The following is a 23,532-nucleotide window of genomic DNA, read 5'->3' on the forward strand; positions in this document are numbered from 1 at the left end:
AGAAGCTAAAGCGCCGGCAAAGTAAACAGCAATTGGGTGCCGCTTTGTCGATCTGAGGTCAGTTCCAACGCCCCACGTTGCACACTGGCCATTAATTTGGCCGCATACATATTGTGTTTACCTGTATTTGCAAGCACAGCTCTTTTGTCAAAAAAGCGCTCCACTATGGTTTCATCTAAAACACTGGATACCGACAAAGACAAGCTAGCCGTCTGTTCTTGTTGTACCAGTTCACAGCTGATGTATGATCCTCGATGCGCTGTATCCACTAAAAAGTTTAAAAGGTTGGCAATAACAGATGAAGTTAACAAAGGTTCAGCATTCACCATAAATTGAGTTGGCAAATTAATACGCTGTTCTAGTTGTTTGTTTTGAATTGCAACATAATATAAATCAAACACTTCTGATATCAGTTGCACTAAATCAAATTGACACGGCGTACACCTGAAGTCACCATTTTCAATTCTGCGAAACGTCAGCATATTATCGATTAGTTGAGATAATAAAGTGCATGAGCGTTTTAAATTATCAATGCGTAACTGAGACTTTTTAACCTCTGATTTTGCACTTTGCATAAATTCAATTTGATTGAAAATTTCATTTAGCGGACCTTTTAAATCGCTTTGTAAAATACTTTCAAACTCATCACGCAGTTTTTCATTTTCAATTAGAGTATCAATTTGATTTCGTAGCGCTTTATTGGCTCGATTAACGCGTAAATGGGTCGCCACTCGAGCCATCAGGACAGGCGGATCAATAGGTTTGGTCACAAAGTCTACGGCCCCTAACGCAAAGCCCTTGACGATTTTTTCAGAATCATCTATCGCCGTTAGAAAGATAACATCGATATGCTGTGTCTTAGGGTTACTTTTTAATTCTCTACACACGTTCATACCATCCATTTCAGGCATGACAATATCAAGTAGGATTAAATCAGGTGATAAATCAGATTCACAAATTTTTAATGCAACTTTGCCATTGCGGGCTGCTCTAATTGTATATTCTTTTTCTAGTAATCCACTGACCAAATCGATAATATCCGGCGAATCGTCCACGATCAATATAGACGGTTTTCGGCTATCTATTGCGATTTCATTACTTTTTGACGACTCTGCTTTTTTTATTAACCCAGCAGCTTGATTAACAGGCGTAGTCAAAGCGCGCCGAATTCGTTCTTCAAGAATCTTAATTGAAAAAGGCTTAGCGACATACTCTGAGACACCGTGTCGGATGGCGCGCAAAACTTCTGACTGTTCAATATCAGCCGACAACATAATAAACGGCATTGAAGCATGTGCCTCTGATGCCCTGACTTTAATCAGCAGTTCAATACCATCCAATCTCGGTAAATTAACCTCTGAAATCACAATATCAATCGGGTGCTCTTCAATAGTAGCTAAAGCTTCGATACCATTTTTAGCTTGCAATATTTTATTAAACCCAAGCGTCGACAGCATAGCCGCTAACGTTACGCGGATATTCTGTACATTGTCGACCAACAAAACATTCAAGCCTTTAAAGTCAGTGTTAAATGCTGCTGTCATTTTTATTGCGCTGATTGATTTATTCATTTTCAGATTCTAATTTTATCTCCAATTCCAGCAAATTAGACAAGGCTGCATCAAAGTCATATTCATTTATTTGTCTTTCCAATACTTTATAAAGCGTTTCAAACACAGTACCGTGTAAATAAGTAGACAGTTCTTCAATGATATCGACGGCACTGGTGTCATACCGACTTACCAGCTGTTTCGCTTCAGACAAAAGCTCAAGTACTTTAGCTGAATCAAACTGTTTAGTTTGCTCAGAGCGTACCATCAGTCCAGAACGATTGAGCACCAGCAACAAACGATTTAAGTGTAGCTGTAAACGCGCTTTTATCTCTTCGATTAAATCAGAGTCACCTTGTTTTAATGTCTGCTCAAGGTTTGCTGCCAGCTCTGCCACAACATTATGACCAATCTGGGCTGCCGTACCTTTTAACGTGTGTGCCAGTCTAATAGCTTGCTCTCTATCTTGATTAGATATCAAACTTGTAAAATCAGATTCAAAATTTTCATATGTGTAAAAGAACCTGACCAATAGCCTTTTATATAACTCATAATCACCCAAAGCACCCGACAAGCCCTTTTCTGCATTCAATTCTTCATCAGATCTTAAAAATTGATACCAGTTTAGATTATTTTGGCCGTTCTCTTTTTCAACAGTGGTATCCACAACCGTTGCCAACGATAACCATTTTGCCAACTGCTCATATAATTTTTCCGGTACTATGGGTTTGCCGATGCAGTCATTCATCCCAGCCGATTTAGCCTCTTCTATCTGAGATGGTAAGATATTGGCTGTTAATGCCAATATAGGCACATTTTTAAACTGTGGTAACAAGCGTATTTGCCGCGTAGCGGTTAAACCATCGACCTTCGGCATTTGGCAATCCATTAAAATCAGATCGTATTTATCCTGATTAGCTTGCACATTATCAACCGCCATCGCGCCATCTTCCACCAGCGTCACCGCTGCGCCTTTGCGAGTTAACAGCTCAAAGATCAATTCTTGATTGAGTAAATTATCTTCAGCAACCAGTATGTTTTTACCGGTTAAATTAATTGTGTGATTTTCTGCAGCTGAATTTAAAGCAGCGCATTTTTCAAGTAAGTGACTCAATAATTTACTTGGCGAAATCGACTTTTCAATTACGCCATCTAGCCATGCAGACTGTTCGTGCATATTATCACTGCTTTGCTCTGTGTCAGTCAAAACAAAAACAAAGCCTTTCAAATAATGCGCTTCTATCCGTTTACGTGCAGTCTGAATAGCGTTCTCTGCACCTTTCGTATCCGCTTGTATATCAACCAATAGGATAAGCTGCTTTGTTCCATTTAAACTATGCAGTACATCCGGCAGCTCCATTGATAAGTCTGCCAATTCGATAGTACCCATCTTTTCATCTGCAAATACTTGGCAAAAATGTGATTTTAACGCGTCGTCATGTGACACAATCAGCACTTTAGTATTGGCAAAAGCGTACTCAATCTGATTGGCTCGCCGATGAAAAGTTGAGCGGTCAAGCTCAAAGGGAAGCTCTATCGTAAACTCTGTTCCTTTGCCTTGTTCACTGATAAATGAAATATCCCCCTGCATCATCTCAACAAGGTTTTTGCTGATGACCAATCCCAACCCCGTACCACCAAAGCGACGGGTAATTGAAGTATCAGCCTGGCTGAATGATTTAAACAATTTTGTTTTTTGCGCGTCATTCATCCCTATCCCATTATCCTTTATGCTAAATGATAATGAAATAAGTTGACGCTCCGGCTCTGCGCCCTGATGGGTCACCTCAAGCCAGACTGGGGTATTCTGCTCACTAAATTTAATTGCATTATCAATGATATTAACAAGGATCTGGCATAACCTTAATGGATCACCTAATAAAAACAGGGGTACATCAGGGGCAATACGAAACACCAAGTTAGTATTTTTTTCTTGCGCTTTGACTAACACTAAGGTTTTAACATTCTCTATTACTTCGGCTAAATTAAACTGAACCGTTTCAATTGTCAGCTGCCCGGATTCTATTTTAGAAAAGTCTAAAATATCATTCACAATAGACAGTAAATGCAAGCCACTATGGTTTACTTTTTCAATATAATTACGCTGTTTAGCTTCCAGCTCGCCTGTTAAAGCCAATTGTGTCATGCCGATAATCGCATTCAGTGGCGTGCGGATTTCGTGCGACATATTAGCCAAAAACTCACTTTTTGAGATCGCAGCTTGCTCTGCCTGAGACTTGGCTTCTAATAAATTGCGTTCTTCTTGTTTAGCCGCGTCTATGTCGATATGAATGCCCATTGCCCTGTCTTTTTCATCAAAACGCTGCGCCTTAACAAACTTACCAACCGTGCGTATCCATTTCCAATCGCCTGAAGCGGTTTTTAACCTAAATTTGGCTTGATATAAATCTAGCGCTCCTTCTACGTGCCCATAAAATGCCTGTTCAGCGATTGGCTCATCATCGGGGTGAATCAGCATCCGCCATAAATTACAGTTTTTGCCATAGCGTTCAAATAACTCCGCACGACTATAACCCAGCATTTGACACCAAATTTCACTAACATAAAGTTTTTCAGTTTCTAATTCAAAATCCCAAATACCGATATTACCGCCTTGTATTGCCAGCTCTAACCTTTGTTTAGAACGGAATAACTCAATCTCAGCTTCCTTGGTTATAGAAACATCTGCAATATTGCCAACCGCGCCAATTACTTTATTTTTAGCATAAACCGCCTCTCCGGTTGTTCTAACCCATAAAATATGACCCGCGTAAGTTTCTAATTGTGCAGTGATATCAAACGGTATGCCATTTTCTAAACAGTTAGCAAAGGCTTTAAAAACTTTGGTTTTACTGTCTGCTAAAAAACACTTTAAGCAATATTCCGGCGCCAGATTTTCCGGCAACACAGGGGTTTCAAAGATCCTGAATACTTCGTCTGACCAGTATAATTTTTCTGATGTTTTGTCAAACTCCCAGCCCCCTGTTTTAGCCAGCGCCTGACTGCGCGATAAAATGCGTTCACTTTTTTCTAATTGCTCTCTAGCTCTCTTTTGCGGTGCGATATCTTTAATCACGATGACAATTCCGCCACCAATTTCATCTGGTAACGCAGCACAATTCATTTCAAGCCATTGCAACTCGCCTGCTAAGTTAACAACACCCAGCTCATAACTGCGCACTCGGTATTGCCCGTGATAGATCTTATAAACCGGACAATCTTGATATTGCAAAGGCCTACCATCAAGGTCTTGCATCTGCCAATTGACCGAAGATAAATTAAAGTCAGCCAGTTTATCTGTATCTACAGCCAATATTTGATTAAACAGTTCGTTAGAACGTAAATAGCTGCCGGTGGCTGAAAACACACCTACCCCGACGGGTAAAGTAGAAAAAACCGAACTTAGTTGCTGTTGTATAGCATGTAGGCTTTGTATTTGCTGTTTGTATTCAGTAATGTCTTTTTGAATGTATAAAAAGCGCTTTTCACCGCTCAGTACAATCGGGATTAAAGAAATTTCTGAATACCATTTTTGCCCATCTCGAGTACAGGCCCATTCAAACGAAACCAGTCGGTTATTGCTTTCGGCCTGCGATAAGTACTGCCACCCTAGACTGTGTTGTCCTTCATTCTCAAAGGTCAGCTCATCACTAAAAAAATGCTTGTCGTAAAAAAAGTTTTCATCCGTTTGCTGGTACAGCTCCAACATACGCGGGTTGACTTTAATAAATCGATTTTTATCAACAATAGCAGCGCCACTGACGGTATAATTGAATATAGTAGAAAACAAAACCTCCTGACTTTTTTGCGCACTAATGTCTAGATAAATCTCACCATGCGCAAGCAGCTCTGCACTGTGGTTATAAAGCGGAAATTTAGAGCCTAAAAAAGTTTTTTGTTTAGAGCTTGCGATATCGACGGTAAATTCGCGCTGCGAAAAATGCGTATAGTCCCCGCCTAATTGTTCCAACGTTTTTCGATTCGTACTCTGTGCAACTTTCTCAACATCAAAATAATATTTATTTAAGACTTGCTCTCTAGAAAGTTTTGTTAATTGGCTCCAAGCATTATTTACATACAAAATTTTGCCTGTTGAATCTTGAATCGAGACAGGTGCTTCAAGATGCTCTAGATAGCCCTCAAATAACGCATTCGCTTGCTTGGCTCGCAAGTACTTTTTTTCATATCTCGCAACAACAAAATGGTGCAGTAAACTTTGTAATCCCCACGCGAATGCAACAAAGATAAATAAACCTATTGCCATAAATGCCACTGGTATAGGATAATTTATCAATTGCTGCTCAAGCGGTTGAGAAAATATATACAGCTTTTCAGCACCACTGCCCAGGCGGAGCGGTGCGCTCGTTTCTAACCACGAGCGTTCGCGCAAACTCGATATTTGTGCCTGCTGTGAGGCATCCCAAATTTCGCTGTCATCGTTTAAAAAACGTTTTTTCCCGGCTTCTAAATCAATCGTGACTAGTTGTACTGTATCTTGATGCGGAAGCTGCAATAAAACCAGAAGTATTTCGTGTGAGCCTGAATCAGATGCCCAATTGGTAAAATATACCGGTGTTTGTTTTATATCTTGATTAAGTAAGTTTTGTTCTAACGAGTAATCGGTAAATACGTCAGACGTCAGCCGTAAATGCAATTGCCAATTTTGATTATGCAACTCGTACGAAGATATGGCTAAAATAGACTCAGGCAATTTTTTACGCAGGGTACGATTTGGATACCCATTGTTATATCGACTTGCTTCCAATTGAAAGTAGCCTAAAGCACCATCAATTGTTCGACCCAAATCTTTAGTAAAAGCAGCGGCACTGATATCAAGTTGGTGTTTTTGCTGTTCCTGGTAAACAAAAGAGAACTCTTTCAGCACTAGCCAACATGCTAAAGTACAGATACATATTATGTAAACCATGGAGAAAAACACGCAGTTTTTTCTAAAAAAGACAGCCACTAAAATTACCTCCTTGTCCAACACTGAACGACTACAGGAATATAACGGACGGTAAACTAAAAAGAAGAGCAGTGTCCTTAAAAGTTTAGACGTTTGGGCGCTCATTGCAACACAGCATCGACGAATCAACTAATTTATTTAGCCGATAAAAATTATAAGCATTGCGAATAAGAGACTGGTGGAAACCTATCACCTTTTTACGGAAAAACGTTTAAGTTCAGTCGCTATATCAAAAATAATTGCCGCAAACATGTACCTATGGTACTTTCAGTTATAAATATATACACAGCTCACTACAGCTTGCAGAGGATCTTAAATTTAAATGCTTGAACCACAACAAGCAACGATATTAATCGTCGATGATGCCCCTTCGAATATCGAAGTTTTATCTAATATCTTACGCAGTGATGGTCATCGAGTTATTGCCGCCGCCAAAGGGGAAATTGCGCTTCGTATCGCCAAAGGTGTCAATAAACCAGATTTAATCTTACTGGATGTCTTAATGCCGGATATGGATGGACATGAAGTTTGCCGAAGATTAAAAGCAAACCCACACACCATGAATATTCCTATTATCTTTGCAACGTCTAGAAATGAAGAAGAAGATGAACAGGTCGGTTTCGCGTTAGGTGCTGTAGATTATATGACAAAACCCTTCCGTCCTGCCGTTGTATCGGCAAGGGTAAATACCCACTTACACCTGCACTATCAGACCCGCCACTTACAAAGCTTGGTCGATGCCAAAACCACGGAAGTTAAAAACACCCAGTTTAAAATTATTCAAAAGCTTGGCCGCGCTGCTGAATTTAAAGACAACGAAACCGGCGAGCATGTGATTAGAATGAGTTGGTTTGCACGTTTACTGGCTGAAAAAAATAATATGGACCCACATTTTTGCGAGCTATTATTTCAAGCGGCACCGATGCACGATATAGGCAAAATAGGCATTCCAGATAAGATTCTGCAAAAACCGGGTAAATTAGATGCGGACGAGTGGGAAATAATGAAAAAACACGCAGTTTTTGGCGCGGATATCATTGGTGACAGTAAAACGCCTCTGCTTAAACTCGCGCGTGAAATTGCGTTAAATCATCATGAAAAATGGGATGGCTCCGGTTACCCAAGTGGCAAAGCGGGTGAAGAAATTCCGGTATCCGCGAGAATTATTGCAATTGCCGATGTTTTTGATGCGCTGACCAGTGAAAGGCCATATAAGCGCGCCTGGAGTGAAGAATCAGCCATCGAGCTTTTGCAAAATGAAGCAGGTAAGCACTTTGATCCAAACTTAGTTCCTAAGTTTATTGAATGCTTACCGGAAATTCGCCAGATACAAAAAAAACACGCCGAACCCAAATCCTAAAACTTTTTATTGTTCAGCGAGTGAGTACAATATTACCAGCTCAGTGTTTTACCGAGCTGGCAAGTTAATCAAGAAGACTTAACGCCTAAGTTCTGTCGCTAAATCTTCTAACGTTTTGCCTTTAGTTTCTGGCATCATAAATTTCACCCAGATTAACTGTAGTACCATCATAGCGGTAAAGAAGTAGAAGACGGTACTGGCATCAAATGCAGCCAATGCGGTTGGCATCAGTAAGCTGATTAAAGCGGCAAAAACCCAATGTGTACCTGAGCCAAGTGCCTGCCCTTTTGCACGAACAGCATTTGGAAACACCTCTGATATAAATACCCAGATAACTGCGCCCTGACCAATCGCATGTGAAGCAATAAACATAAAAACAAAAAATACCACTAAAGCGCCACCGGTTCCGCTGGAAAATGCCCAAGCGACCACTGCCAGCGAAATAATGTAGCCGACAGAGCCGATATACATTAAATTTTTTCTTCCGGCTCTATCAATTAACCATAAACCCAACATAGTAAAGACCAAGTTCACGACACCTACGCCGGCAGAGGATAATAATGACGCACTGGCATCTAAACCTGCCATCGAAAACACGCGAGGCGCGTAATAGAGAATAAAGTTAATGCCCGATAACTGATTAAAAAACGCAATTAAAAAGGCCAGTAAAATAGGCAATCGGTATGTACCGCTAAACAAGCTGGAAGGTTCTGATTGTTTTTCTTTAATAATGTCTGTGACTTCCTGATCGACGTTATGGCTTTCCAGTTCATTTAAAGCTGATTTAGCTTTGTTAACATCTTGGCTAGAACTTTTACTCAGTTTTATTTCGTCAATGATATGCTCTACATTTTCTTCACCAATTTCTGTCAAAATACGGCGACATTGAGCGATATCATTACGATGCAAAGCCAACCAACGAGGGCTTTCTGGTACTCGCAGCACAAACAATAAATAAATCAATGCAGGTACCGTTTCTATCCCTAACATCAAGCGCCAATCCCAATCTGCAAGACCTGAAATAAAATAGTTAGAAATCAGTGCAACCAAAATCCCAAAAACAATTTGGAATTGATAAAGTGCAACTAACTGGCCACGACGCTTAGCGGGTGCAACTTCTGAGATATAAGCAGGTACCGCAACTGATGAAATACCGACACCGATACCACCAATAAAACGTAAAACAGCAAAGGTATATGGGTCTTGCGCCATGGCTGAACCAAATGCGGACAATGCATACAAAATACCAATAAAAATTAGGGTTGGCTTACGGCCAAACTTATCACAAGGATAACTGCCACCTAAGGCCCCTAAGACGGTTCCCCAAAGCGCAGATGAAACGATTAATAACCCGTGATCAAAAGGCGACAGGTTCCACAAGGCTTGAACTTTTTGCTCTGCGCCGGATATTACAGCGGTATCAAACCCAAACAAAAAACCGGCGACAGCGACAGTTATCGACCACAGTAGTAATTTTGGCATACTCATACTCTCAATTAATTAACAACTGCCGTCATTATAACAACGTTGTCTCAATTAACAAGTTGGAAATTATAAATTAAACTCCTGCTAACTTTACCCTTTATATGTCAACTTTTAGCGATAACCCTGTTGCTAAATCAAAAACATGACAATGCGACTTCGCTATATGAATCGGCCAGTTTGTTGTTTGCAACTCAGAAACCTCAAATTGCTTTTGTACTTTAACAACCAGCTCAGAATCGCCATATAAAAAGTGCAAGATACTTTCACCACCCAGTTGTTCGCATGATTGCAGTTGAGCTTCCAGCTTAAAATAACGCGCTTCCTCCGTTTTATTGATTTCTGCACCAATCTCTGCACCAATCAATATATGCTCAGGGCGAAATGCGAGCTCAACCTCCTGATGAAGATTTACCTGACATCCGGGTAAGCTGATTAGGTGTTTGTTTTGCTGCAGCTCAAATAAACTGACGCTTTGCGATTGCTCGACAACTTTAGCGCGTAAAAAATTAATTTTTGGTTGTCCGAGAAATTGCGCAACAAAACGGTTACAAGGTTTATTGTAAAGTTCTAACGGCGTGCCGACTTGTTGCAAATTGCTTTGTCTGCAATCATTGCCGTTGATATCACCTATGGGTGCAAAAACAGCAATTCTATCAGCCAGTGTCATCGCCTCATGCTGATCGTGAGTAACATATATCATGGTTGCTTTTAGCGTTTTGTGCAGTTTTTTAATCTCAAGTCGTGTTTTAGCGCGCAAAGAAGCATCTAAATTACTTAACGGTTCATCCAACAAAAACAATTGTGGGCGCTGCACAATACAGCGCCCAATAGCAACGCGCTGCTGCTGACCACCCGATAAGTTTTGCGGTTTTTCAGCTAAAATATGGCTAATTTCCAGTTTTTCCGCGACGATTCTAATGCGTTGTTCAATTGATTTTTTATCAACCTTCTTTTGTTGTAAGCCAAATGATAAGTTTTCATAAACGGACATGTTTGGGTATAAGGCATAGTGTTGAAAAACCATTCCTATTTTGCGCTCACCCGGCACCACGTTGTTCATCAGCTTATCATCAAACCATAATTCGCCCTCGCTCACAGGCTCAAGACCCGCAATTAAACGCAACAATGTTGTTTTACCGCAGCCTGACGGCCCGATGAAAACCATGAGCTCTCCATCGTATATTTGCAAGTCGACATTTTTTATCGTGCTGCTCTCACCGGATGCGTAAGTTTTGGAGACTTTATTTAAAGTTACTTTTGTCAAATTTGTTCCTTAATACAGCCTAAATCAACAATACAGACTAATTCAACGTTGTTTTATTGCGAATAATGCAATATCAACTAGAATTTGTATATCAAATTATTTAGACGTTTACATGAAACACTCAATTTTTTTACGCACAAGGATAGATGCTTTGTATAAAAATATCACGCTTTGGATGATGTTGTTTTGCTGTATTACTTCGTTTCATGCATACAGCAAATGCTTATACATGGTAACAGCCGGTGGTGGTCACACCTTTTGGCAAGCCATTACTCATGGTGCACAGGTTGCAGCAAAACAGTACAACTACCGTATTATCTCAAGAGGGACTTTTGAATCTATTAACGCTGAAGCACAACTTTCAATTATCGAATACTCTAAAAACTATAATTGTGATGGTTTAATTTTAGCACCCTACAACCAATTAGTGGTTGATCAGCTCCAGCAAAACTACTTTAAGCCTATTATTCTTATCGATAGAAAACCTAAATTCAGCACAATGCACGTCGTTAAAACCGATGATTATCAGGCTGGCCAATTAGCCGCTAAACAACTGCTCGCGTCAAATACCAAAAAATTTAAGCTCGGCTATATTCTAACCAATACCCAAATCGCCCATTTAAATGAACGTGCAAAGGGTTTTTCTGATTATTTAATGAAAAAACAAACATTTGAAAAATTAGAAACAATCAATCTGGGTGGTTCAGTGGGTTCGGCCAGACAACAAATTTATCTTAAAAAACCGATTTTAAATCAAGCCGATATCATATATTCCACCAATGAACTGAGTAGTTTAGCCATTAACCAAGACTTAGATTTACCCACAACAATAAAAATAGGCTTTGACTGTCATCCTTTATTAATCGAAGCCACACTAAACAGCAAAATGTTAGGTTTTGTTAGCCAAAATGCCTTTCAAATCGGCTATGCCAGTGCGAGCAAATTAATTGCTCACATAGAGTCTGGCAAACCGCTCAACAGCCTATATTTAAACGCAAACTTTATAGACTATGCATTTTTACAAAAACTACCGGTTGTAAATTGCCAGAACATCTATCGCTATCTGGCACAACAAAACTAAACACACCTATCGAGTCGCAAACTTAGCAGTTAATCCTTGCAAAGTATGAGCTCTGTCAACCAAGTCTTCTGTTTGTTTTACATTGTCATTAAACTCGGTTTTGTTTTCGTTAATTTGCGCTGCTAATTCAACAATATTTTGTGCAATTTCCTGAATGACGGTGCCTTGTTCGGTCGCCGATGTTGAGATAGAAGCACTCATTTCTTTAATAATTGAAGCAGCATCACCAATTAAACGCATATCTTTGGATAAATCGTTCGCATCATCAATTCGGGCCAAAGTCACTTCCGCACCAACGTCTACCATACTTTCGGCTTTTTGACTCTCTTCCTGCAATCGGCTGACGATAGTTTCAATTTCTTCAGTTGATTTTTGCGTACGCGCAGCCAACTCTCTCACTTCATCTGCAACCACCGCAAAACCGCGTCCATCCTCACCCGCTCTCGCCGCCTCAATTGCTGCATTTAAGGCCAATAAATTAGTTTGCTCAGCAACCGCACGAATAATTGCCACCACACTACTAATATCTTCACTGCTTTGCCGCAAAGATCGCACTATGTTTGACGCGTCTTTCATTTGCGTGCCCAGATCGGCTAATTTTTCCGCATTCTGCTTAGACAAATCTCGACTCTGTACAATTAAACGATCGATATTATCCACTTCTTTTTGGGTGTTAATTGTGCGCTCTTCAATATGTACGGCAGATGTCCCAAGCTCTTGTAAGGCTGCCGATAACGTTTCAATATCACTGCTGATTTTAAAGACTCTATCTAAACTACGTTGATTATTACTCAGCAAATTATCGCTGGCATGATTGACACTTTGGCTGGTTTGAATCACTTCAACAACTAACGCGTTTAAATGCTCAGTAATGCTATTTAACATCTTGCCTATCGTACCAAATTCATCGGTGCCAGCGTTTGAAATGTTTTCAGTTAAATCTCCGTTACTGACTTTTTGGCTAAATTGTGTCAAGCGTTTAATTGGCCTGCGTATCCCTGTAATCATCACTAAACTAATCACTGCGGTGATAATCACTGAAATGACACCCGCCACTATTAGCCACTGAGTTGCCGCTTCATTATCTTGTTTACTTTGTCTTGCGTTTTGCATGGTTTGTTGGTTTATCCAACCCGCAAACTTATCGATTTTTGCTAAATCTTGCGTCCAGCTATCGCGATATTCGTCTAAGCGTAAAACCTGACTGTCACGTGCGACTAAGTAACTCACAGCAGTTGGTAACATGCCACTTTGGTTTAACAGTGACGTTTCCATTTTCTCAATCAAGGCAGAGAGGTCGTCAATCGGAAACATGGTTTGATAGGCTAATATTTCTAAATTGGTTTTTAATGTTGCCATGGTATCAGAGGCAGTGGGTATCAACGTTGGATAAACGTCAGGATCTTGAGTAACCGCGACCATTTCTGTCAACGTTCGAATGCGGTCTAATCCATCTTTAATCGCCATTAATGAAGACAACCAAATAAAACTTTCGTTATTCAAATCTTTTAATTTAAGCTCTATCAGCTCATTAACCTGCTGCCATTGAGTTAAAAAATCGGTTTGTTTGTCCTGCAGTTGCAAATCTAAGCTCAGCGCTTTTTGATTTGCCAAAATAAGTGTTTTTTGCGCGCTTAAATCCGGCTTTACATCACTCAACTGCATGTCATTATTCGCAAATAACAGGCCAGCATTTTTTATGAGTTTACCAGTCAGTTGTTCAAGCTGATCATCCTCTTTTTTTAGTTGTTCTTCTAGTCCTGTCTGTTCATGCTTTGAACCTGCCAGATAGTGCTGGAGCACTTTGTTATCCACTTTTTGGAACGTCTCTCGCATATCCGACAAATTAAGTAGCAACTCGGTTGCATGCTCTGAAAACTGATTAAAGCGATAACTGATACTTTGGCTGTTTTGCACACCGGCCGCTATCACAACAATAATCACGAGGGCTAAAAAGCTAAAAACGGCTGAAATCTTAAACTGTAGTGTCATGGTATTTACTCCGTCCAACCTTTGTATTGCTTAACATTTGTTTTATTGACCAAACTCGGATCAATCAAAAACACTTTTTGAGAAAGTTTCGTTCCATTTTTAAGCTGATAGCCAAGCTCTACCGCTTTTTCAGCCATCAAATCTGGATACTGTGCGGCCGTGGCACTTACCAGCGCATTGTTGTTTTTTAACGCATCTTGCATTATTGGCGCACCATCCACTGAAGTGATAACAATGTTTCGCTTACCCTGATTTTGTGCTTCAAGTTCAGCACCAATTGCACTAGGGTCATTAATTGCAAATACACCACTGATTTCGGGGTAACGGGATAAAATAGACTTCATCGCTTGCTCTCCACCGACTTGACTGCCCTGCCCTTGCGCTTCAATTTCTGCTAATTGAATGCCCGGTGCCGCAGCCAAGGCTTGTTGACACCCCGTCACTCTATCGACAACAGCTGACACATTGGGGCCGTTGATAATCGCAACCTGACCGTCTCCCGATAATTGTTTGACTAAATATTCGCATGCCAAAAAACCGGCTTTAACATTATCTGTCGCTACGGTTGCAACGGCACCTTCGGCTGAAACATCTACCGCAATAACTTGCGTGCCTTTGGCAATAGCCTTGCGTATATCTTTCGCTAACGCTTGTTGATCGGCCGCCGTAATGACAACAATATCTGCCTTTCGCTCAACCAGTTGGTTTAATTGCCAACGTTGTCTACTTAACGAATAATCACTGGATACGACCATGATATCGGCTTTGCCATTGGTCAGTTGATCGGCTTTTCGTTTTGCACCTTTGACAATTTGCAGGAAAAACGGGTTATTTAAATCGTTAATTGCAACACCAACTGTCAACTCTGCCAGCGCTTTTTGACTGAATGCAAAAATAAACATGCCCACAATCAGTACTAAATGTATACCTAACTTTTTATACCGCATAATCTACCCATGCATGAGAATTTGTAAACAAAATGTATAAATTAGTATAGATTAACAAAACAACGTTGTCACTAGTAACTATAAAAAATCAGAATGAAAAAGGTTAAATAGGCACATCTAAAACGCGAATAATTGACATTATGTCTTTGCATTTTTAAAGCGCCCTAACAGCCTCGTCCAAAACAGTATCGATACCTAAGGCAAGATCATCAGGTTTAGTTTGAACAGCAATATCCGGTTTCAATCCCTGCCCTTCAAATACGCTCATATCCGGAAACATTGGCATTTGTACTGGAACTCTAACAACAAAGCCATCTCCAAGCTCTTTAATTAAAGGTTGCCCAGTACTACCATGCGTCGTGGTTCCTATCAGGCGTGCACGCCCTGAATACTGAAGAGCATAGGCAAAATCTTCAGCGGCAGAGTAAGTATTTTGATTAACCACACATAAAATTTTTCGACTAAACTGCTGATAGTTAAACTTAACTACATCTTGTCCCTTTACCAACATCAATGGCTGTTCTCCCAAAGAAGCAGAAGCCGCTCCGATAAGTTCTGCAGGTACCGGTATATTCCTTTTTATAAAAGAAGATTGACAAGTCGTATAAGCTTCCAATGCACTGATTCCGGTATTCGTTGAGTAAGACAAAGTTGGAAACCTATCGGATTCGAGCAGGCATTGGATTAATTTAAAAGGGGTCACACCGCCTACATTGTTACGAATATCAATAATTAAGTTTTTATCACTTGATTTTATAGCCTGTACTAACTCGTCTTCACATTTACCTCCCAAAAAACGACTAATCTTATAATAATCATAAAGCGGGTTTGTATTCTGTGAAGAGATTGCTTTTGCCGTACAATTTAAATTAATCGGCTTAACATGATATTTTTTGCCTTTAGGTCCGATAAACTCAATAGATTGGATCGCTTTGAACATGCCTCCAGAAAAAAACAGGATATTTAATAAATTTAAAGGATTGCTCGAAGAAACATACCTTGCTTGCATTGCCAACCAACGCTCTGCAGGTATCCCATCAATAGAACTTAACACATCCCCTAACTGCACATCTTGGCGAAACGATTCAGTAACACGCCACGCGCCCAGAAAATCGCATATCACCCCTAAACTTTGCATCCGTTGTTCATAGACATCGATAAACTCTATGTGGCTGCGCTGTAAAGCTGATAGCACTTTTCTAACAGCCAACGTGAACTGCACTCTACTGAGATTCTTATGCGTTACCATAAAACTCAGGCGACTCATTTTGTCTAAATAGACTTGATGATGGGCGTCACCTAAAAACTGAAAGTGTTTTTCTAAACATGCGTGAAGTTGACATAAAATAAACGCGTAATTTCGGTTGGAATAATTCATAACTCAACAATTTCTATACTATTAACACCTTGGTTTTTTGGAAAATTATTTGCAGGACAAGATAAAACGGTTAGGTCACCATCACTGTATCCTCGCATCCATTTTTTGAGTTTATTTGTATCTAGTTCCATTGTTCCGTCCGTATTTAATTGGCCAACTGTGTTATTTGGGTCTTCAAGTTTTACTGTACATTTTTGAATTCGCCCATCAGCTCTGACCGCAAAAGAATTTACCCTAGAGGCATAACAAAGTTTCAGTCTGTCTTTTGAGGCTTTCTGAGTAGATGCCAATATATCGTTTAACTCCCCCATTTTTGACTTTCGAGAGTTTTTATTAAGCACTGGAATATGTTTATTACTCCCTCCTAAATTTTCAATTGGTTTTATGAAAACATTAAATCTAGTATCATTGCCAAATTGCTCTTTGATTTCTAAAAGAAGCTGCTTGACTGAGTTGAAATTGTTAGAAGTTACATGTACCCGTAAGACGATGTTAAACTGCAAATAAGATGCCTGCAAATCAATAAGATTACTCCAGATTTTTGAGAAAGTACCATTTCCAGAAGCTGTTACTCTTGTAGAATCATGAGCTTCTCGGGTACCATCCAAAGATATTTGATATTCAGTTATTCCTAGATCAACCAACTCGTTCATCAACTCGGGAGTCAATTTATAGCCATTAGTTGTCATACTTCCCACTAATTTCACATTATGCAATTTACACATCTTGCTTGCATGGCCACTAATATTGCTTATCACATCAATCGCAAGCGTAGGTTCACCGCCAAAAAAAGACAAAGATAACGTCGTTAAACGGGGGATGTTATTGCTTAAAAGTGTTTTTATACTGCTTTGGAGTTCAAAAGGCATTTTCCCCAAATCAAAACTTTCATAGCAATATATACATCTAAAGTTACACTTTTCGGTTGGATATATAATAAGCTCAAAATACTGCTCAGAAAGACTAGCTAATAATTTTCTAGTTTTATGTTCCACAATCACCTCAATTATAGTATTAATTCAATGACCACCTGACTCAACAGCGACCTGTTGCTTTGCAATAAGTTTTAATTTATGGTCAAAATATATCTTTTTGAACAAGAGGCTAACCGCAGGTCGCCTCTTGCCTAGCAAGATTATGAATAGTTTGTATCTGGTCTAATGGGACAGTAGTAATTAGTTGGCCCTGTAGTACATTCATTATTGACTCCACCGCTAATTACCTCAATCTCGTCATCCGTTAGTTGACGAATAGGGTCATTAATACCTATTTCACGAATTCCCGTTTTCCCAATCTCAATATCGTCTAAGTTCAATATCTGACCAAGTTTAGCCATACAAATACCCTCATTAGTTGTGAATTGTTATAATTACCTAGGCAGCTACGTACACAAATTAACGGTAAAAAATTAACAATTCGTAAGATTATAATTCACCACCCAATGTGGCTTTGCGATTGTTAGCTATTTGAGATCAAATAGCTACTGTACCTAGGGACAGTTTGCACTGTTTAATAACAAATACAGTTAAGCCTACTTTGTTTATATGGGTGACAATAAAGGCATAATCATTGAATAAGACAGAGAAAATAGTTATAAACTAACATCAACTTAAACCTACAGCGCTCATCCGCCAATCAGGGATGCAAAAGGCAAGATGCAAATATCACAAGTTATTCAAGACAGCCTAGTGCAAGTATTTGGCTTTTCACAACTAAGACAGGGCCAAGCACAAACGATTAACCAGTTGCTGGCGGGTCGTTCATCACTGGCCGTATTCCCAACCGGATCGGGTAAATCGCTGTGCTATCAGTTAACAGCTTTGCATCTGCAACATATCACTCTGGTCGTCTCGCCGTTATTGGCTTTAATGAAAGACCAGCTGGATTTTTTAACTGAAAAAGGAATTGCAGCAGCTTGTTTAGATTCAACGCTCACCCCTGCTCAATATCAGCAAGTGATCGCCGACGCTAAAGCAAACAAACTTAAAATTTTAATGGTTTCTGTTGAGCGCTTTAAAAATGAGCGTTTTCGGCGTTTTATTGAGTCAGTACCTATCTCGATGCTCGTCGTCGATGAAGCACACTGTATTTCAGAATGGGGACATAATTTCAGGCCTGATTATTTAAAACTGCCGCGTTATAAAAATGAGCTAAATATTCCACTGACATTATTGTTAACCGCAACCGCCACTAACAAAGTTAAGCTAGATATGGCCAATAAATTTGCAATTGCAACGCAAGATATCGTGCAAACCGGATTTTATCGGCCCAATTTAAACCTGCAGATTAAAGCCGTACCTGAACAAGCTAAAAAACAACAACTAGTTGATATTGTTAGCGATAAAACGCAGCAAAATCAGCCTGGCATTATTTATGTGACTTTGCAGCACAGTGCAGAACAAATCGCTCAATATTTACAGCAGCACAACCTAAATGCACAAGCTTATCATGCCGGCATGGACAACAATCGTCGTCAGCAGATCCAGATGGACTTTATGAATAACAAGATTGATGTCGTGGTTGCAACTATTGCTTTTGGCATGGGCGTTGATAAATCTAATATTCGGTTTGTTATTCATTATGATCTGCCAAAGTCGATTGAAAATTACAGCCAAGAAATAGGCCGTGCTGGGCGCGATGGCGATCTCTCTGATTGCATTACCTTAGCGAATTTAGATAGCCTAACCACATTAGAAAATTTTGTTTATGGTGACACCCCAGAGTTATCCGGTATTCAAGCCTTATTTAACGGAATAAAAAGCAGTGCATATACTACTGCGCAAGGCGAAAGTCGATGGGAGTTTCAAATTCATGAGCTTTCAAATCAAACGAATATTAGGCAATTACCGCTCAAAACTTTATTGGTTCAACTTGAACTGCAAGGCATTTTAAAACCTTTATATAGTTATTTCGCTGAATTCAAAATCAAATTTTTAGTTGATAAAAATCAAGTGTTAACGCAATTTGACGCGCAAAGACAAGCGTTTTTATCCTTGATTTTTGAACATACTGACTTCAAAAAAATCTGGGGGACAGTGAACTTTGACACTTTATCAAGCGTGATACCCAACGAGCGAAACCGCGTAATTGCCGCACTAGAGTATCTAAGTGAAAAAGGCCTGATCGAATTACAAAGTCGATTAATGACCGACGTTTACCAAGCTGATTTAAACGCTTTAGCGCACGCCTCACTTGCGCAACAACTCCACCAATATTTTGCTGAGAAAGAAAATAAAGAAATACAAAGAATTGCCACTCTAATCAGATTTTTTGAACTAGATAAATGTTTAAGCCATAACTTGTCAGCTTATTTTGGCGATAAACAAGCACCTTTACAATGTGGTCATTGCTCGGTTTGTCTGGGAAAAATCGCCAAACTGGATTATTCAACGCAACCGAATTGGCCAGACGACAACCAGATAAAACAGGTTTTAGTCCAGCTTAAAGATTACCTTGCCAGTAAAGGCGAAACCGCTTCAACCATCAGCTATTGCCGTTTTTTAACTGGTATTAGCACCCCACTTTTCGCGCGAACTAGAAGCAAAGCTAATGTTGATGGCTTTGGTTTGTGTGAACAGCTTAGATACGCCGAGGTCAAAGCAAAAATTGAATAGGTTGAATTGATTTAGGTGCAAATAGTTCGGCTCACTATGAATTAAACAAGAGTGATTTAAACAAGAATGGTTTAAGCGATGCTCGCCGCCTTATTCTTGACGGCCTCGCTCAATTTCTTTGATTTTGCTGGCAATTTCTTCGGCTTCTGCGGTAATCATAGCGTAAGAGCGAATGTCTCCTTTGCGCTGTGCATACATAGCTTCTTCAAGTTTAGCTTCATATTCTTTGGTTAGTTTTTTGACCGGATTCTTTTTTAAAAACGAAAACATAATAGCTCTTTGCGTAACGAATAATAAAATCTTATACGCAACTTCAGAGCAATTAGTTTGGTATACCACTTATTTCATTTCTATTTGTATAAAAAATATTGGTGATGTTGCTAATCATCAAACTGGTTAAATGATCAGTTGTTAAAGTTTTGTTATTTGTGTATTATTTTTGACAACGTTGTAAATTAAACTATCATTAGTTATCAAAGGAGGAAATGAAGTTAGACGAAATACAACATTTATCTGCCTGCAGTCGTTGGCAAATCTTAAAATAAGAGAGTCTGATATGAATTTAGTAATACACACAAAAATTATGACTAGAACAGGACTTCTATCGCTCGCTTTAGCTGGGATAAACTCAGCACTAGCAGCACCACCACTTACACAACAACCAGAGACAGAGGGCTTTTCTCTGTTTCATAATATCAATATGCCAACACAAAATATTGCCGGATTTGAGTTTTGTTGCGGCCAATACAATACCTACCAAGAACATACATTTACAAACGCATCTGACGCATTTATATATTTAGATGGCGGCCATTGGAAAGACAGTTTTGCAGGTGTTATAGGCGATCGTCTATTCGCAAGCTTTGGTTCGGGATATTTTTCAGAAGGCGGAAATAGCAGCTACTTTGGTTATGATGCAATCGGTAGTATCGATAGCCCAACATTCACTATCATTAATGATTACATCAATTTTAAAATTGGCGGTGGCAATAACAATTACACAACCGCTAACGCGACAGCCGCTGTATTGCTGGTAAACGGACAAGTTGTGCGCCATGCAACCGGGCAAAACCGTGACAATGCAATTGCATGGCACACTTGGGATGTTAGCGACCTACAAGGCCAAACAGCGTCAATACGTTTAATTGACAATCATTCTGATAATGGCGTCGACAACGCGCTTCCCTATTTACTCGCGGATGAATTTCGGGCAGCCAATCTAGCGGCAGTATTACCTACAACACAAGATTACGTGCAACCTGAACTCGTGGGCGAAGCTTTGTTTGTTAATGCCAATAATACAACACAAGATATTGCCGGATTTGAGTTTTGCTGTGCAGGTTATGATAGTTTTTCCCAACACAATTTTGACAACGTTGTAAGCGATCTAACTAGCTTAGATGGTGGTCAATGGGCGGCTAACTACAACGGCGCAATTGGTGACAGGGTATTTTCCAGTGCAGGTGATGGGTATCAAGATATCTACGATACCAGTATTGAGCCTATAGGCGAGCAAGCCACTGGTAGCCTAGATTCACCAGAATTTGTAATTAACAAACCCTACATTAACTTTTTATTAGGGGGCGGCAGCAACCTATTTGATGCGGCCAATCCAACCTCTGCTCTGTTGATTATAAATAATCAAGTCGTCCGCCAGGCCAGTGGCGACAACTCAACAGACTTAGTGTGGCATAGCTGGGATGTTGACGAATTTATCGGTCAAACAGCACGCGTTCGTTTATTAGACTACCACCCTGCTGATAACTCAGATGCAAGCATTCCATACTTACTTGCCGATCAATTTCGCGCAGCAGATATTCCTGCCACACAAAATATATCAGGCGAAATAGATTATTCGGCCGCACCAATCGCAAGCTCTCCAGCAAGTGAAGGACAAGCGGCCTTTAGCTCAAGTAAATTTCCAACGACTCATATTGCAGGTTTTGAGAACTGCTGTTTCAACTATGACACTTACCATGCTTTTAACTTTTTAGCCTATGGTGATTTTGTTAGGTTTAACGGCGGCCAGTGGGCAACCGGCATCGCTAACAATGTGGATGATCGCATTTTTGCCAGTTATGGCCAAGGTTATGCAAACAACGCCGATACGACAGGCACTTGGTATGGTTGGGAGGCGACTGGTCGTCTATTATCCCCTAAATTTACCATCGAAAAACCTTACATTAATCTATTAACCGCAGGCGGTACCAATACCTTTGAGTCTGACAATGCAACCGCAGTTGTTTTGCGCGTAAACGGCAAAGTTGTGCGCCAATCTACGGGTAATGGCTTAGAAACTGAACTTGAATGGGTTTCTTGGGATACAACTTCTTTAATCGGTCAACAAGCTGTGATTGAAATTATCGACCAACATGACAATACAGTAAGCGATGGTAGTTTACCCTTTATTTTAGTCGATGAAATTCGTCAAGCCGATAAAGCCGCGGTTGCCCCACTCACCTCATCTATTGTCAGCCAGGTAGACGGTCATAAAGTAGCATTGCAACTGAATATGGGGGATGCGAATCCGTATTATGAAAATGGCGAATTTTATATCTACTACTTGCAAAACTCAGCTTACCATTCTTGGTATTTGTCTAAAACAGACGATTTATTAACAGGCACTTTCTCCGAAGAAATTATCCCAGCGTCTGGCGACAGTACTGCACAAGATAGATGGATTGGCTCTGGTAGTGTAATGAAAGACCAAAACGGTCAATATCACTTATTTTATACCGGCCACAATAAAGACCACTATCCGGTTGAGGCTGTGATGCATGCCGTTGCAACTGACAATACCTTGAAAAATTGGCAAACCATTGATGAACACACATTCACAGGTTCAAATGGCTATAGCGACTATGATTTCCGCGACCCATTTGTATTTTGGAATGAAGACGAGCAACGTTATTGGATGCTGATTACCTCTCGTTACAATAATCAAGCAGCTATTGGTTTATATACTTCAACCGACTTAGCCAGTTGGACCGCTCAACCACCACTGTATGCTGAAACTTCGCCATTAAACTTAGAAGTACCAGAGTACTTTGAGTTTGCTGATACGCCATTTGTGGTTTATTCCGACCAACGCAATGAGTCGCCAGTAGTTAAATATTTAATTAAGCAAAATAACCAATGGGTTAAACCAAACTTTGATGCACTAGACGGCCGCTATTTTTATGCCGCGCGTTCAGCTGGGCCTGAAAGTGAGCGTTTATTGTTTGGTTGGGTACCACACACAGACGGCCGAAACGATGGTGCAGCGCCAAGCTGGGGTGGCGATTTATTAGTGCATCAGTTGCATAAACACCCAAGTGGTGAACTTGCTGTAAAAATGCCAGAAAAACTAATTAACCAGTTAGATAGCAGCATGCCACTCAGTTTAAGCTGGACTCAAGGTAACGCGCAATTGCAAAACAATACCGCAACCTTAACTGCAAATAGCGCACTAACCCTAGCGGCAAGTGAGCAACCTAACCGTATCCAGTTTAACCTTGCCAGCACCTCAGCTGATGCAGTTTCAGGCATTCAATTTAGATTACCTGTCAGTGGACAAGCGGACAAACTTGCATACCTAAAACTTGACCCAACTAGCAGTACAGCCAAGTTTTATTTTGCGGGCGATGAACAAAACACGGCCAACCCGAGCGTCACTATCCCTTTCAACATGCAGTCTGGTGTACATGTTGATTTATGGCTCAATCCACAATCGGGTGTGGGTGCTATCTACTTAAACCACTATCGGGCGCTCAGTTTTCGCCTATATGATTTAGCCCAATATCAAATTGGTCTATTTAGCGAAAACCGTGATGTCACGGCTAGCGGTTTTACTCGCTTTAACGATTAACCCCTCCTAAAGGGAGATTAGGTGTCCCTTCACCTAATCTCCTAATTC

General features: G+C 40.1%; 14 protein-coding genes. 4 read left to right on the forward strand and 10 right to left on the reverse strand.

Annotation, left to right across the window (positions count from 1 at the left end):
* Positions 1 to 5 precede the first annotated feature (5 nt).
* Positions 6 to 1,571, reverse strand: coding sequence for an ATP-binding response regulator (locus tag FNT16_RS02055; protein WP_143869993.1), 1,566 nt, complete (start codon positions 1,569 to 1,571; stop codon positions 6 to 8).
* A complete protein-coding gene (locus tag FNT16_RS02060) occupies positions 1,564 to 6,435 on the reverse strand; it encodes a PAS domain S-box protein (protein WP_185976661.1) in 4,872 nt (1,623 codons plus the stop codon). The genes FNT16_RS02055 and FNT16_RS02060 overlap by 8 nt, the downstream gene beginning before the upstream one ends.
* Positions 6,436 to 6,838: 403 nt before the next feature.
* On the opposite strand from FNT16_RS02060, the gene FNT16_RS02065 reads away from it, so the two are divergent.
* Entirely contained in the window at positions 6,839 to 7,876 is a 1,038-nt protein-coding gene (locus tag FNT16_RS02065; protein ID WP_143869995.1) for a response regulator, read from the forward strand.
* A 78-nt stretch (positions 7,877 to 7,954) separates the two neighbouring features.
* Here the strand turns inward: FNT16_RS02065 and FNT16_RS02070 are convergent, their stop codons facing one another.
* On the reverse strand, positions 7,955 to 9,358 hold the full coding sequence (locus FNT16_RS02070; protein ID WP_143869996.1) for an MFS transporter: 1,404 nt from the start codon (positions 9,356 to 9,358) through the stop codon (positions 7,955 to 7,957).
* Between the two features lie 100 nt (positions 9,359 to 9,458).
* Positions 9,459 to 10,625, reverse strand: a complete 1,167-nt coding sequence (locus FNT16_RS02075; RefSeq protein WP_143869997.1) for an ABC transporter ATP-binding protein — start codon at positions 10,623 to 10,625, stop codon at positions 9,459 to 9,461.
* Positions 10,626 to 10,737: 112 nt separating this feature from the next.
* Here FNT16_RS02075 and FNT16_RS02080 point away from each other — a divergent pair, with 112 nt between their 5' ends.
* Positions 10,738 to 11,706 carry a substrate-binding domain-containing protein gene (locus tag FNT16_RS02080; RefSeq protein WP_143869998.1) on the forward strand — a complete coding sequence of 323 codons (969 nt, stop codon included), beginning with the start codon at positions 10,738 to 10,740 and terminating at the stop codon, positions 11,704 to 11,706.
* 6 nt (positions 11,707 to 11,712) lie between these two features.
* Here FNT16_RS02080 and FNT16_RS02085 read toward each other — a convergent pair whose 3' ends face one another.
* The 5 genes from FNT16_RS02085 to FNT16_RS02105 form a co-directional block, all read right to left on the reverse strand.
* Positions 11,713 to 13,698, reverse strand: a complete 1,986-nt coding sequence (locus FNT16_RS02085; protein WP_143869999.1) for a methyl-accepting chemotaxis protein — start codon at positions 13,696 to 13,698, stop codon at positions 11,713 to 11,715.
* Positions 13,699 to 13,703: 5 nt separating this feature from the next.
* Positions 13,704 to 14,645 carry an ABC transporter substrate-binding protein gene (locus FNT16_RS02090; RefSeq protein WP_143870000.1) on the reverse strand — a complete coding sequence of 314 codons (942 nt, stop codon included), beginning with the start codon at positions 14,643 to 14,645 and terminating at the stop codon, positions 13,704 to 13,706.
* A gap of 154 nt (positions 14,646 to 14,799) precedes the next feature.
* Complete coding sequence (locus FNT16_RS02095; RefSeq protein ID WP_143870001.1) at positions 14,800 to 16,023, reverse strand: S41 family peptidase; 1,224 nt, start codon at positions 16,021 to 16,023, stop codon at positions 14,800 to 14,802.
* Entirely contained in the window at positions 16,020 to 17,018 is a 999-nt protein-coding gene (locus FNT16_RS02100) for a radical SAM protein (RefSeq protein WP_185976662.1), read from the reverse strand. The genes FNT16_RS02095 and FNT16_RS02100 overlap by 4 nt, the downstream gene beginning before the upstream one ends.
* A 140-nt stretch (positions 17,019 to 17,158) precedes the next feature.
* A complete protein-coding gene (locus FNT16_RS02105) occupies positions 17,159 to 17,359 on the reverse strand; it encodes a hypothetical protein (RefSeq protein ID WP_143870003.1) in 201 nt (66 codons plus the stop codon).
* 319 nt (positions 17,360 to 17,678) lie between these two features.
* Between FNT16_RS02105 and FNT16_RS02110 the strand changes: the two genes are divergently transcribed.
* Positions 17,679 to 19,637: a RecQ family ATP-dependent DNA helicase gene (locus FNT16_RS02110; RefSeq protein WP_143870004.1), complete on the forward strand. Its 1,959-nt coding sequence runs from the start codon at positions 17,679 to 17,681 to the stop codon at positions 19,635 to 19,637.
* A gap of 90 nt (positions 19,638 to 19,727) precedes the next feature.
* Here the strand turns inward: FNT16_RS02110 and FNT16_RS02115 are convergent, their stop codons facing one another.
* Positions 19,728 to 19,907: a DUF6435 family protein gene (locus FNT16_RS02115; RefSeq protein WP_143870005.1), complete on the reverse strand. Its 180-nt coding sequence runs from the start codon at positions 19,905 to 19,907 to the stop codon at positions 19,728 to 19,730.
* Between the two features lie 286 nt (positions 19,908 to 20,193).
* Between FNT16_RS02115 and FNT16_RS02120 the strand changes: the two genes are divergently transcribed.
* Positions 20,194 to 23,484, forward strand: a complete 3,291-nt coding sequence (locus tag FNT16_RS02120; RefSeq protein WP_143870006.1) for a glycoside hydrolase family protein — start codon at positions 20,194 to 20,196, stop codon at positions 23,482 to 23,484.
* The last annotated feature ends 48 nt before the right edge of the window (positions 23,485 to 23,532 follow it).

The organism is Catenovulum sediminis (assembly GCF_007289895.1).
Classification (GTDB): domain Bacteria; phylum Pseudomonadota; class Gammaproteobacteria; order Enterobacterales; family Alteromonadaceae; genus Catenovulum; species Catenovulum sediminis.